We start from the raw sequence: 12383 nt of genomic DNA on the forward strand, positions 1-12383 counted from the left end.
CATGGCCACAGATACGAACACTCCCGCACTGCGGGCGACAGACCTGGTGAAGGAATATCCCGGCGCCGAGGCTCGAGCCGTCGACGGGCTGAATCTGATGATCCCGCAAGGCATCGTCTACTGCCTGCTCGGAAGGAACGGTGCCGGCAAGACCACCACCATCCGCATGGCGACCACACTGCTGGCGCCCACCAGCGGGGAGCTTGAGGTGCTCGGGATTCCGGTCGACAAGACCAAGGAGCTGCGCCCGCTGATCGGCGTGGCGCTGCAAGAGGTGGCGCTCGATCTGTGGATGTCGCCGGTCGAGCAGATCCGGATGAGCCTGGCAATCGCCGGTTGGCCCAAGGGGACGCGAAAGTCCCGCGAGGAAGAACTGGTCGAGCAGTTCGGCTTGGGCAGCTACCTGAACCGGAAGGTGGGTGCCCTCTCGGGCGGCATGCGCCGCCGCGTCGATGTCGCACTGGCGGTGGCCCACAACCCGCAGATGTTGTTCCTCGACGAGCCGTCCAGCGGGCTGGACATCGAAGGGAAACAGGAGGTGTGGAATGCCATCCGGCTGCTACGCGCCGAAGGGCGCACCGTCGTGTTGACGACACACGATATGGACGAGGCGGTGTCGCTCGCCGACGAGGTCGGCATTGTCAAGAGTGGTCAGCTTGTCGCCTCGGGTTCCACTCAGGAGTTCACCCGCAGTCACGGCTACGCGATCGAAATCTCCGCCGACGGTGACATCTCCGAAGACACGGCCAAGGAATTGTCGGCCGTGGGCTACGCGGTGCAGCGGACGGACACCGGGACCCTCTCCGCAACAGTGGATTCCGCATCGGCATCGGAGCTGGGGGCACTGAGCGCCGAACTGGGCCGGATCGGTCTGGGCGCGGCCAATATCGAAGTGCGATCCACCTCGCTGCGCGACGCATTCCTGGAGGTAACCCAGTGACCGCCTTGTCCAACACGGCACGACTTTTCCGCCGCTATGTCGTAGTGGGCTTGCGGCAGCCGGTTTTCGGGTTCATTTTCCCGATCGTGTTCCCGGTCGTTCTCGTGATCTTCGTACGCTCCATGTTCCAGCGCGTCGCCGATCTTCCGGGATTCCCGCTGTCCTCGTACACCGCGTACATCGCGCCGGGGCTCATCATGCTCATCCCGATGCTCGGCGCCGGATATGGCGCCGGCACACTCATCGACGAGATCAGATCGGGATTCACCGACCGGCTGCGGCTGTACGGTGTGTCCACCGGCCAGATCATGGCGGCCAAGATCGGCTTCGAGATGTTCCGCATCCTGCCGGCGGCGGTCATCGTCATCGCACTACTGGCCTTCCTCGACGCACCACTGCGGGCCGGTCTGCTCACCGGAGTTTTCCTGGTCCTGGTGATGTTCCTGTGGTCGGCGGCGTACAGCTCGCTGTTCTACCTGGTGGCATTGCGCACTCTCAATCCGCAGGCTCCGGTGGCGATGCTGCCACTGGCGTTGCCGGTGCTGTTCGTCAGCCAGGCCCTCATGCCCTCGGTGTTCCTGTCCGACTGGCTCAGGATCAGCATCAACGCTAACCCCTTCTCGCACATCGTGTCCGCCGCCTCCACGATCATGTACGGCGAATTCGACGCGATGCTCGTCGTCAAGGGTTCGCTGGTGGCCATCGGCATGTTCGCACTGCTACAAATCCCCATCCATCTGGTGATCCGCCGGAAAATCGGCAAGTAGAGGCTTGGAAATAATGGAAACCACGTCAGAAGTCCGCGAGTTCCTCATCGAGTTCATCGCCGAGGAACTCGAGATGCCCACCGGGGATGTCAACGACTTCTCCGAGTTGGTGGGTGATCTCGGATTCGACTCGCTATCGTTCGCGGTAGGAGTTTCGGAGATCAAGGGCCGCTTCGGCATTCAGCTGACCAAGGACGATGTCTTCGAGTGCAAGACACTCGGGGCGTTGATCGAGTTGGTGGAGAGCCGCCTGTGAAGACGACGAACCCGGTGATCGACAGACTGCGCGACAGTGCTGCGGTCACCGAGCGCGGTCTCACCTGCGCGCCGATCAACCCCGACGGGACCTCGCGGTTGGAGGAGCTGCGCGCCGTGTCGTGGGCCGACGTACACCAGCGGGGTCTGCTCATCGCGGGCTCCCTGCAGGCGGCGGGTGTGCGACCCGGCGATGCGGTGGCGGTATTGGCCGGTGCCCCTGGGGAAATCGCGCCGTTGGTGCAGGGCATATGGATGTCCGGCGCCTCGGTGACCATGCTGCATCAGCCCACGCACCGCTCCGACATGCAACTGTGGATCGAGGACACCGGCAAGGCGCTGGCCGCGGTGGGCTCCACGATCGTGGTGGTCGGTGATCCGTTCCTGGCGGCCGCGGGCCAGTTCGCGGCCGTGGGCGCTCGCGCTCTGGAGCTGCCCGGCCTGCTGACTGGCGCACCGGGGGAGATCATCGATACCAGCGAGGACGCTATTGCATTCTTGCAGTTGACTTCCGGATCGACCGGTACGCCGAAGGCGGTCAGCATCACCTACCGCAACATCGAAGCCAATCTGCGGGCGATGGTGATTGCCTCGGGCGCCGATCCGGAATCCGATGTGGTGGTGAGCTGGCTGCCCCTCTTTCACGACATGGGCATGATGGGGTATCTCATCGTCCCGATGTGCCGGGGGATGAACACCGTCAGCGTGACGCCCATGGATTTTCTAGGCAACCCGCTGCTATGGGCCGAGCTGATCAGCACCTACCGGGGCAGCATGACTGCCGGACCGAACTTCGCGTACTCACTGCTGGCGCGCAGGCTGCGTAAGGCCGCCGACGGTGCTTACGATCTGTCCTCACTGCGGTTCGCGCTCAGCGGTGCCGAGGCCATCGACGTCGCCACCCTGGAACGCTTTGCGGCCGAGGGCGCCCGGTTCGGTATGCGGGCCGACGCGATCGTCCCCGCCTACGGGATGGCGGAGGCCACGCTGGCGGTTTCCTTCGTGCGCCGAGGTGAGGGTTTCCAGGTATTGCCCCCGCATCCCGATCTGGTCGCCGGCCCGGGAGAAGAGGCGAGCGCCCGTGTTGCGCTGGGGCTTCCGCTACCGGGGTGTGAGGTGCGGGTGGTGGCCGAGGACCGCTCGGTGCTGCCCACAGGGACGATCGGTGAGCTCGAGATCCGTGGGGAGAATGTCACCGCCGGGTACCGCACCGCGGCGGGATTCGAATCGATGCTCGATGCGCAGGGCTGGCTGTCCACGGGTGATATCGGGTATCTCACCGCGGATGGGCAGCCGGTGATCTGCGGCCGCAAGAAGGACATCCTGATCATCTCGGGTCGCAACGTGCACCCCGAGGACATCGAACGGTCGGTCGTGGGAGTCCCGGGCGTGAGGTCGGGCGGTGTCGCCGCGGTGCGTCTGTCCACCGCTGCGGCGGGCGAGGGGTTCGCGATGGTGGCGGAGTCTGCGTCGCATGCCGACGGCGATGAGAGCGCACGCATTCGGGCCGAAGTGGCCGACCGCGTCTACCGCAGTCTGGGGGTGAGCCCACGTGATGTCCATGTGGTCCCCGCCGGATGGATCCCCAAGACATCCTCGGGGAAGCTGCGCAGGAAAGCGACCACTGAACGGCTGACGAGGTGTGAACCGACCCGATGACGACACGGGAACAACAGGTCCGTGTCCGCTCTCTTATGTCCAAAGTGGTTCGCCCACTCGGTGATCAAAGTGCGGGCTATCTGCGGCGCCATCCGATTGCCGCACTCACCACAGTGGGTGAGCAGTTCGTTCTTGGCATGCACACGCTGCGGTATTTCGCGGTCGATGTGGTGACGGGCCGCTTTCAGTGGGCAGAGTTCGTGCGGCAGGCATCCTTCATGGCGGGCACGGCGGTGATGCCGACGGTGCTGGTGGCACTGCCCATCGGGGTAACACTCTCGATCCAATTCGCACTGCTGGCTGGCCAGGTCGGCGCAACCTCGCTGGCGGGCGCGGCCAGTGGGTTGGCTGTGGTGCGGCAGGCCGCCTCGTTGGTAGCGGCGATGCTGCTGGCCTCGGCGGTGGGTTCGGCGATGACTGCCGATCTCGGGTGCCGGACCATGCGCGAGGAGACCGCGGCCATGGAGGTCATGGGGGTATCGGTGGTGCGGCGCCTTGTGGTGCCGCGCTTCGCGGCGGCGATCGTTGTCGGTATTGCCCTGACCGGTGTGGTCTGCTTTGTCGGGTTCCTGGCCAGCTACTTGTTCAACGTCTACGTACAGGGCGGTGCCCCAGGGAGTTTCGTCGCGACCTTCGCATCGTTCGCGTCCACGGGAGATCTGCTATTGGCGCTGTTGAAGGCCGCGGTGTACGGCGCCATCGTGGCGGTGATCGCCTGCCAGAAGGGGCTGGCCGCACACGGCGGGCCGACCGGGGTGGCCAACTCGGTCAACGCGGCAGTGGTGGAATCTGTGCTGCTCCTGATGATCGTCAACGTTGTGGTCAGCCAGGTCTACACCATGTTGTTCCCACGGGGGGTGCTGTGACGGCGACCCTGACGGAGCCTCGGGTGGCGTTGCCTCCGCGGGCCTTCCACGCCGATGCCGCGATGAGGCCGCTGGCGCGATTCGGCCACATGGTGACCTTCTTCCTGCACGCCTTCCTGGCGATCCCGATCGCGCTGCGCCGGTACCGGCGGGAGTTCCTGCGCCTGCTTTCCGATATCACCTGGGGCAACGGGTCGATCGTTGTCGGCGGCGGGACTGCCGGTGTGGTGTTGGTACTGGGTGTCACCACCGGTGCCCTGGTGGCGATCGAGGGTTACAACTTCCTGGAACTGATGGGCCTGGGGCCTGCCACGGGTGTCATCTCTTCGTTGGTGACCACCCGTGAGCTGGCTCCGATCATGGCCGCGTTGGCCTTCGCCGTGCAGGCGGGCTGCCGCTTCACCACCCAGCTTGGGTCCATGCGCATCGCCGAAGAAGTCGACGCCATGGATTCCCTTGCCATCCGACCGATTCCGTATCTGGTGACGACCCGCCTATTGGCCTCCGTGGTCGCCATCATCCCGCTGTATGTGGCGTGCCTGACGATCAGTTATCTGTCCTGCCAGGTGATGGTGGGCATTGTCAGCGGCGGCTCGCTGGGCCCGTACCTGCACTACTTCACGCTGCTGTCCAGCGGCACGGATATCGCCTACTCGGTCTTCAAGGCCATCGTCTTCGTCTGGATAGCCTCGGCGGTGCAGTGCTACTACGGATTCTGCGCAGACGGCGGGCCGGAAGGGGTGGGCATCGCCGCGGGACACGCGATGCGCGCCAGCATCACCGCAGTGATCGTCGTCAACATGTTGCTCACCATGGCGCTGTGGAGTGTCGACTCCGGCGCAAGGTTCGGAGGATGAGGTGACGAATCAGCTTGGCATTCATTACGACCTGGACGGTGTGCGCTTCACCCGTCGCCAGCTGCTGATGCGCGGAGGTGCCGCGTTGGTCGCGGTTGCCGCCATCACATCGGCGTTGTTGATCAAGTCGACGGGTGTGCTGGACCGGTACATCGACATCGTCGCCGAGCTCCGCAACGTCGGCGACGGGCTGCCGCCGCGCTCCGATGTGAAGTATCGGGGCGTGCTCGTCGGTGCCGTGGAGAGCGTCACCCCGGCAGCCGGTGCCCAACCCAACCGGATACACGTGCGGCTCAAACATGGGTATGCCACGTCCATCCCCGGGACCGTCACCGCCCGTGTGGTCCCGAGCAATGTCTTCGCGGTCTCCGCCCTGCAACTCGTCGACCACGGACCCGGCGCACCCATCCGTGAGGGCGGGCATATCGCCGAGGACACCCGCCTACCGACCGTGCTGTTTCAGACCACCGTCAACAAGCTGCGCGAGATCCTGACCGCCGGAGGTCGCGGCCGCGAAGATCAATCCCTGGGCGTTCTGGCCGCGGTTGGCGCGGCCACAGATCACCGCCGAGCCGAACTACTCACCAGTGCAGCGCAACTCGACCGCATACTGGATCAGCTCAACGCTATTGTCGCGACCGACCAGGGGCCTTCGACGGTATCGGCATTGGTGCAGGCTGCCCACGGGTTGTCTGCGACCGCGCCGGATCTGGTGGATGCCCTGCATCAGGCGGTGAAACCCATGCAGACTCTCGCCGAGAAGCGCGAACAGTTGCGTACATTCATCGGCGCCGGGGTGCACACCACCGGCACCACGGTGGATTCGCTGCAGAACCACACCGACCAGATCATCCAGATCACCACCGATCTGACGCCTGTGCTGGGGGTGCTGGCCGACAACGCCGAGCATTTCGTGCCGATCACCCAGCGCATCACCAAGTTCTCGGACACCTTTTTCCAGGAAGTCTGGGACCCGGAACTGGCTACGGCCCGGGGCCGAGTGAACCTGTCGTTCACTCCCTCCTACTCCTATACCCGCGCCGACTGCCCGCGCTACGGGGAACTCAAGGGACCCAGCTGTTTCACCGCTCCCCAGATCGCGGTGCGCCCGGACTTGCCCGAGGTATTGCTGCCGCAGAACTATCATCCGCCGGCCAGCTTGGCGCCGCCGCCGGGAACTGTGGTCGGTGACAATGGCAATCTCGTCGCCGTTGGGCCGCCCCTGGTCAACCCCAATCCCAACCTGCATGACCCCAATCCGCCGGTGCCGTCGTGGCTCACCCCGGCGCCACCGGTACCCGGCAGCGCCGACCCGGGGGACATCGCCGTCGCACCGGCATCCTTCGGTGGAAACGTGGGACCCGTCGGCAGTGCGCAAGAGCGGGGTCAGCTAGGCCGAATTCTCGGGCAGCCGGCCACAGCGGCAGATCAGCTGATCCTCGGGCCTATCGCTCGCGGCACGACCGTGACCCGTAACCAGCACGCGCACAACGAGGAAGGCGCCCAATGAGACATTCGGCAACACGCGCCCCTCTTGTCGGTTTGATTGTCTTCCTGGTGATGGCCACGGTGCTCACCTGGCTCGTGTACGTCACGCTGCGCCGGGACGTCAGGGGCTCCACGGTGCCCTACACGGCGATGTTCACCGACGTCTTCGGACTGCGCGAGGGTGACGACGTCCGGATCGCGGGGGTTCGTGTGGGCAGAGTCGAGGGTGTCGAGCTCAACGGGACGCTCGCGAAGGTGAGTTTCGCCGTCCAGGACGATCAGCGGCTTCCCGACAGCACGACCGCATCGGTGACGTATCAGAACATCGTGGGTCAGCGATATCTCGCACTGGCTCAGGGACACTCAGGAAGCGGCGCCTTGCTGGCGCCCGGTGGTGTCATCCCGGTCGAGCGGACCGAACCCTCCTTCGACATCGGTACCCTGCTCAACGGATACGAGCCACTTTTCGCGGTGCTGGACCCCGCTCAGGTGAACAACCTCACCCAGGCGGTGATCGGGTCGCTGCAGGGCGATACCGCGGCATTCGCGACGCTGGTGGACCAGACATCGACGCTGACGAAGACATTCACCGGCCGCGATGACGCGTTGGATCATGTGATCGGCAGTCTGGACAGCGTGGTGGGCAGCCTCGCGGCTCAGAACAAGGACTTCGAGGATGCCATCGCCGCCACCCGCCAGGTGGTCGGCCAGTTCGATAGCCGCCGTCCGGAATTGGTGTCCTCGGTCGGGAAGATGACCGAGGTGGTCAGGAACCTGTCCCGGATCGCCAAGGACGTGAATCCTTCCGTACACGAATTGCTCACGCGGGAACCGGGTTACACCCGGCACATGCTGAACATCGAACCGCAGCTCGCCTACACGGGACTCAACACCCCGCTGTTCCTCAAGGGACTGGCCCGGATGTTCGGGGAGGGTTCCTACATGAACGCCTACGCCTGTGATGTGAACGCCTACGGATTCTTCCCGGGGCTCAACGACGTGGTCCCGATCATCGTCGACGCAGCCACTCCGGGCGGTAAGGCCAAGCACACGGCGCGGTGCAGGAACGCAGGCGACGGTGGGTAAATGATGAGACCGCTGGACTCCTACAACAAGACCTGGCTCGGTGTGATCGCCGTGGCCGTCGTCGCCGTGCTCATCGGTGCTCTGCTGCTGGTGAAGGAATTGGGAATCGGATACCGGCAGTTCACCGGAGAGTTCCTGCAGGCCGCCGCGCTGCGGCCGGGCAACATCGTCGCCGTCGCGGGGGTGCAGGTGGGTTCGGTGACCGGGGTGCGGTTGTCGGGTGATCGCGTGGAGGTCACCTTCCGGGTGCGTGACAACGTGCCGGTCGGCGCCGAGTCCCGGGCCGCCATCAAGATCACGACCTTGTTCGGTTCTCGTTATGTCGATCTGCGCCCCGCGGGTGCGGGGCCACTCGCGGGGCGGCGGATCGGCCTGCAGCACACCGAGGTTCCCTATGATCTGCAGGCAGCGCTGGCCGACTCCACCCGAACCTTCGAGCAGGTGGACGCCGATCGCATTGCCTCCTCGCTGGGTGTTCTGGGCACTCAGCTGGACGGGCTGCCCAACGTGGTGCCACAGGCCATGGAGAACGTGCGCGCCCTGTCCGCGGTCATCGCGCAGCGGCGCGAACAGCTGGGCACCCTGCTGGCCAGCACCGAGAAGGTCACCGGCATGCTGCGCCGCCAGCAGTCCGATATCGGCACCTTCATCCGGCAGGGACAGGAGCTGGTGGGCGAATTCGTGGCGCGCTCGGCCGCCTTCCACGCGATGATGCGCTCGCTGCAGAGCATCGTGGCGTCGCTGCGCACCATCGTGGTCGGCGATCACCGTGCACTCGACGGTGTCATCCAGACCCTGGAGGAACTCAGCGGCAAGCTTGCCGAGCAGGATGCCTTGTTGCGCAACCTGCTCCAGATCGCGCCGGTTCCCATTCGCGAGATCGCCAACGCCACCGGACTTGGCAACTCCATCGAGGGCAATCCGCCGGGCGGCGCGCTCATCGACTCGTGGATGTGTGCGATCAGCGGGCGCGCCAAGCAATTCGGGATGATCCAGTACTTCAAGGACTGCCAGTGACCACGATGCGCAAGATTGTCCTGACCTGTGTGGGACTCATCCTCGTCGCGACGACGGCCGGGGCGGCATGGTCCGTTACGGGGGAGAGTGGAACCATCACGCTCACAGCTCAATTCGATAGTGCTGCGGGTCTGTACCCCGGCAATGTGGTGGCCGTGCTGGGTATGCCGGTGGGCCAGGTCTCCAAGATCACCGCCCGGGGCGGATACGCAGAGGTGCAGTTCACGGTCGACCGGCAGGTGAAGATTCCTGCCGACGCCCAGGCCGTCACCCTCTCGACGTCCATCCTGACCGACCGCCAAATCGAGCTGACGCCGCCGTACCGCGGCGGGGCGGTGCTGCACGACCACGACACCATCGGACTGAATCGCACCAAGACCCCTGTCGAATTCGATCGGGTACTCGGCATGCTCGACAAGCTTTCCGGGTCTCTGCACGGCGACGGCGCCGGAGGCGGGCCCATCGCCGCGGTGCTCAACGCCGGCGACGGTGTGGCCGCGGGTAACGGTGATCGGATCAAGACGGCGCTCGATGAGCTATCGCGGGCGCTGCGGCTTGGCGCCGACGGTGGTGAGCACAGTCGTGAGCAGATGACCGCCATCGTCAAGAATGTCAGCAGCCTGCTGGATGCAGCCGCCCGCAACGACGCGAGCCTGCGCGAGTTCGGTTCCACTGTGCGCCAGCTCAGCGATGTCCTGGCCCAGGAGAACTTCGGTTCGGGCAGTACCGGGAGGCAGTTCAACGAGGTGATCGAGCAGACCGGAAACATTCTGCAGGCCAATCGGGATGCCATCCATCGCGGTATTGCCAATGGCAACAAAAGTATTCAGTCGGTGTATGACCGTCAGCGGGAGGTCGCCGAGTTCTTCGATGTGCTGCCGCTGATGGCCGACAATCTCTACAACGCCATCGATCAACGCAACGGCGCGATACGCGCCCACTTCCTGGCCGACCGCATGGTCTTCGACGGGCAGATGGCCAAGGAGATCTGCAATCTGATGGGACTGCGTCAACTGGGCTGCAGCACAGGGACGTTGCAGGACTACGGCCCCGACTTCGGACTCACCTACATGCTTGACGGGCTCGCGGCGATGGGGCAGAAGTGATGGGGCGCAAGCTATCGGTCTTGGTGGCGGTGGTGCTCCTGTGCGCCGGGTGTTCCTCTACAGGACTGGCCGACCTGCCGCTGCCGGCCCCGGGCCTGAGTGCCGGGGGATACCGGCTGACCGCAGTCTTTGCGAACGCGCTCAATCTGCCCGAGCGTGCCAAGGTAAAGCTCGCCGGTGCGGATATCGGCGAGGTGGAATCGATGGCGGCCAAGGATTTCCGTGCGGTGACCACGTTGCGGATCCGGCACGATGTCACCCTTCCGGTAGGCAGCACGGCGCAGTTGCGTACGGCCACGCCGCTGGGTGATGTCTTCGTGGCCGTCACGCCGCCCGAACAACCCGTCGTGGCGACACTCGGCGACGGGGACACCATCACCATCGACCAGACGGGCGCGGCGGCAACGGTGGAATCGGTGCTCAGTTCGGCGGCGATTCTGGTGAACGGTGGAGCGGTGCACAATCTCACCAACGTCGTCAACGGTATGGGCAGGGCGGCGGGCCAGGACGGTCAGGCATTCGGGCGGATGATCGGCAAGTCCAATGAGCTGCTGGGCAAGCTGAATGCGCGGTCCGGACAGCTGGACAACGCACTGACCGAGACAACCCACCTGGCCGAGGTCCTCGACGGCAAGAGTGAGAAGCTTGCCGAGGTGCTGCACGCGGCGGGCCCGGCCACCGCGACCTTGCAAGACAATGCCGGTCAGATCTCCGATCTGGTGCTGCTGCTGGGTGATACCGCACGCGAGCTGGGCAAGTTCCCGTCGATCGCGGGCACTGATGCCAGTGGGCGCAGCGTGGTGGCCGATGCCAACGCGATCTCCCGGTCCTGGAATGACGTGGTGCTCGATCCGCAGACCAGCCTGCTCTCGCTGAACCGGCTGTATGCGCCGTTCATCAAAATCACTGCGGGATCGGCTATCTCCGGTAGTGCCGGTATCGACCGACTGGTGCTGGGCGCCATACCGGATGCTGGTTTCGGGGGAGATCCTGGATTGCACGGCCCCAAGCGATACGACTGGGCCAAGCTCGTGGGGACCTTCAAGTACACGCTGTGGCGGTTGCAGGAGCGCGTCGTCGGGCAGGGCCCCGAAGCGCAAGGTCCTCAGCCAGCGGGACCCGACGTACAGGAACCCGGACGATGAGCCGCGCGTGGGTCAGTGGACTGTCACTCGTTGCCACCCTGGCTATTTCGGTCACCTATCTGTTGGTGGGCGTGCTGCACGTCCGGCCGCTGACATCGAGTTACCCGCTGACCATCCAGCTCGCCGAGTCCGGCGGCCTGCTGCCGAACCAGGACGTGACGCTGCACGGAGTGCGCATCGGCTCGGTCGAATCACTGACCTTTACCGGCGACGGCGTCAACGCGACAGTGAGCGTCGACAGCGGCGTTCGTGTTCCCGCGTCGGCGGCGGTGCGGGTGTCCGGGCTGTCCCCGGCCGGTGAGCAGTACCTCGATTTCTCCGCCGCATCCGATGAGGGCCCGTTCCTGTCCGGCGGGGACGTGATTGCCCGGGACCGCACCGCGATACCGGTCACTCCGGCACAGCTGCTGACCCATGCAGACGGTGTTCTCGCCCAAGTGGATCCGGCCAAGATCGAGCGCATCAAGACGGAACTGAGCCTGAGCGCGCAGGGACCCCGCAAGCTCACCGACATCGTCGACGGCGGGGTGTTCCTGCTGTCCACCCTGGATTCGGTGCTCCCCGAGACGGTCAGCGCCATCAGGAACAGCCGGACGGTGCTGTCGTCGGCGGTGGACGTCAACAACGGAATCGCAGTCACCTCACGCAATCTGCGCAGCACCCTGGCAGGGATGAACGCGATGGACGGTGGCTATCGGAAACTCATCGATCAATCCCCGCGAGTGCTTGCGGCCACCGACAACCTGTTCACCGACAACTCCGACACCATGGTCCAGCTGCTGGCCAACCTGGCCACCAACGCGCACCTGTCGTATGTGCGGGTACCGGCGTTGAACGCCCTGTTTCCCACCTATCGCGGCTCGGCGCTGGAAGCGTTCATCAGCACCATGCACGAGCACGGCCTATGGGTGACGGCTGACCTGTATCCGCGATACGCCTGTGACTACGGCACTCCTCGCCATCCACCGTCCTCGGCGGACTATCCGGAGCCCTTCTTGTACACGTACTGCCGCGACGACGATCCCGCCGTCTTGGTCCGGGGCGCCAAGAACGCCCCGCGTCCCGCAGGGGATGACACGGCCGGGCCGCCGCCTGGCGCCGACCTGGGTGCGCGATCCGACCCGACACCGCCCGGCCGGTACACGATCCCGACGCCGTACGGCGGACCGGCGCTGCCCATCGAGCCACCGAGGTAAA

General features: G+C 65.1%; 12 protein-coding genes. All 12 read left to right on the plus strand.

What is annotated here, in order from left to right; translation table 11 throughout:
• The first annotated feature begins 1 nt into the window (after window position 1).
• The 12 genes from HBA99_RS08740 to HBA99_RS08795 all read left to right on the plus strand — a co-directional run bounded on the left by HBA99_RS08740 (window position 2) and on the right by HBA99_RS08795 (window position 12382).
• Window positions 2-940: an ABC transporter ATP-binding protein gene (locus HBA99_RS08740; protein ID WP_070951236.1), complete on the plus strand. Its 939-nt coding sequence runs from the start codon at window positions 2-4 to the stop codon at window positions 938-940.
• Window positions 937-1707 (plus strand): ABC transporter permease, encoded by a 771-nt coding sequence (locus HBA99_RS08745; RefSeq protein ID WP_046253249.1) that lies wholly within the window; start codon window positions 937-939, stop codon window positions 1705-1707. The genes HBA99_RS08740 and HBA99_RS08745 overlap by 4 nt, the downstream gene beginning before the upstream one ends.
• Before the next feature lie 13 nt (window positions 1708-1720).
• Entirely contained in the window at window positions 1721-1963 is a 243-nt protein-coding gene (locus tag HBA99_RS08750) for an acyl carrier protein (RefSeq protein WP_030095215.1), read from the plus strand.
• Complete coding sequence (locus HBA99_RS08755; RefSeq protein WP_109494124.1) at window positions 1960-3621, plus strand: fatty acyl-AMP ligase; 1662 nt, start codon at window positions 1960-1962, stop codon at window positions 3619-3621. Before HBA99_RS08750 ends, HBA99_RS08755 begins: the two co-directional genes overlap by 4 nt.
• A gap of 137 nt (window positions 3622-3758) precedes the next feature.
• Entirely contained in the window at window positions 3759-4487 is a 729-nt protein-coding gene (locus HBA99_RS08760; protein ID WP_412457871.1) for an MlaE family ABC transporter permease, read from the plus strand.
• Window positions 4488-4549: 62 nt separating this feature from the next.
• The gene (locus HBA99_RS08765) at window positions 4550-5344 is read left to right on the plus strand and encodes an MlaE family ABC transporter permease (protein ID WP_109494308.1); all 795 of its coding nucleotides are present in this window, start codon (window positions 4550-4552) and stop codon (window positions 5342-5344) included.
• 67 nt (window positions 5345-5411) lie between these two features.
• Window positions 5412-6854, plus strand: a complete 1443-nt coding sequence (locus tag HBA99_RS08770; RefSeq protein WP_109494310.1) for an MlaD family protein — start codon at window positions 5412-5414, stop codon at window positions 6852-6854.
• Entirely contained in the window at window positions 6851-7918 is a 1068-nt protein-coding gene (locus tag HBA99_RS08775; protein ID WP_070951234.1) for an MlaD family protein, read from the plus strand. Before HBA99_RS08770 ends, HBA99_RS08775 begins: the two co-directional genes overlap by 4 nt.
• The gene (locus HBA99_RS08780; protein ID WP_070951233.1) at window positions 7919-8935 is read left to right on the plus strand and encodes an MCE family protein; all 1017 of its coding nucleotides are present in this window, start codon (window positions 7919-7921) and stop codon (window positions 8933-8935) included. It begins immediately after the preceding gene.
• Entirely contained in the window at window positions 8932-10041 is a 1110-nt protein-coding gene (locus HBA99_RS08785) for an MCE family protein (RefSeq protein ID WP_070951232.1), read from the plus strand. Before HBA99_RS08780 ends, HBA99_RS08785 begins: the two co-directional genes overlap by 4 nt.
• Window positions 10041-11186, plus strand: a complete 1146-nt coding sequence (locus HBA99_RS08790) for an MlaD family protein (RefSeq protein WP_070951231.1) — start codon at window positions 10041-10043, stop codon at window positions 11184-11186. Before HBA99_RS08785 ends, HBA99_RS08790 begins: the two co-directional genes overlap by 1 nt.
• Window positions 11183-12382: an MlaD family protein gene (locus tag HBA99_RS08795; RefSeq protein ID WP_064408424.1), complete on the plus strand. Its 1200-nt coding sequence runs from the start codon at window positions 11183-11185 to the stop codon at window positions 12380-12382. Before HBA99_RS08790 ends, HBA99_RS08795 begins: the two co-directional genes overlap by 4 nt.
• The last annotated feature ends 1 nt before the right edge of the window (window position 12383 follow it).

This window comes from Mycobacteroides chelonae, from assembly GCF_016767715.1.
In the GTDB taxonomy this organism is placed as follows: domain Bacteria; phylum Actinomycetota; class Actinomycetes; order Mycobacteriales; family Mycobacteriaceae; genus Mycobacterium; species Mycobacterium gwanakae.

What these genes read in the sequence shown, in the direction of transcription:
- HBA99_RS08760 (WP_412457871.1), top strand. Translation starts at nt 3,759, where the DNA reads ATGCACACGCTGCGGTATTTCGCGGTCGATGTGGTGACGGGCCGCTTT.
- HBA99_RS08790 (WP_070951231.1), top strand. Translation starts at nt 10,041, where the DNA reads ATGGGGCGCAAGCTATCGGTCTTGGTGGCGGTGGTGCTCCTGTGCGCC.
- HBA99_RS08795 (WP_064408424.1), top strand. Translation starts at nt 11,183, where the DNA reads ATGAGCCGCGCGTGGGTCAGTGGACTGTCACTCGTTGCCACCCTGGCT.
- HBA99_RS08775 (WP_070951234.1), top strand. Translation starts at nt 6,851, where the DNA reads ATGAGACATTCGGCAACACGCGCCCCTCTTGTCGGTTTGATTGTCTTC.
- HBA99_RS08750 (WP_030095215.1), top strand. Translation starts at nt 1,721, where the DNA reads ATGGAAACCACGTCAGAAGTCCGCGAGTTCCTCATCGAGTTCATCGCC.
- HBA99_RS08770 (WP_109494310.1), top strand. Translation starts at nt 5,412, where the DNA reads ATGCGCGGAGGTGCCGCGTTGGTCGCGGTTGCCGCCATCACATCGGCG.
- HBA99_RS08740 (WP_070951236.1), top strand. Translation starts at nt 2, where the DNA reads ATGGCCACAGATACGAACACTCCCGCACTGCGGGCGACAGACCTGGTG.
- HBA99_RS08780 (WP_070951233.1), top strand. Translation starts at nt 7,919, where the DNA reads ATGATGAGACCGCTGGACTCCTACAACAAGACCTGGCTCGGTGTGATC.
- HBA99_RS08765 (WP_109494308.1), top strand. Translation starts at nt 4,550, where the DNA reads ATGAGGCCGCTGGCGCGATTCGGCCACATGGTGACCTTCTTCCTGCAC.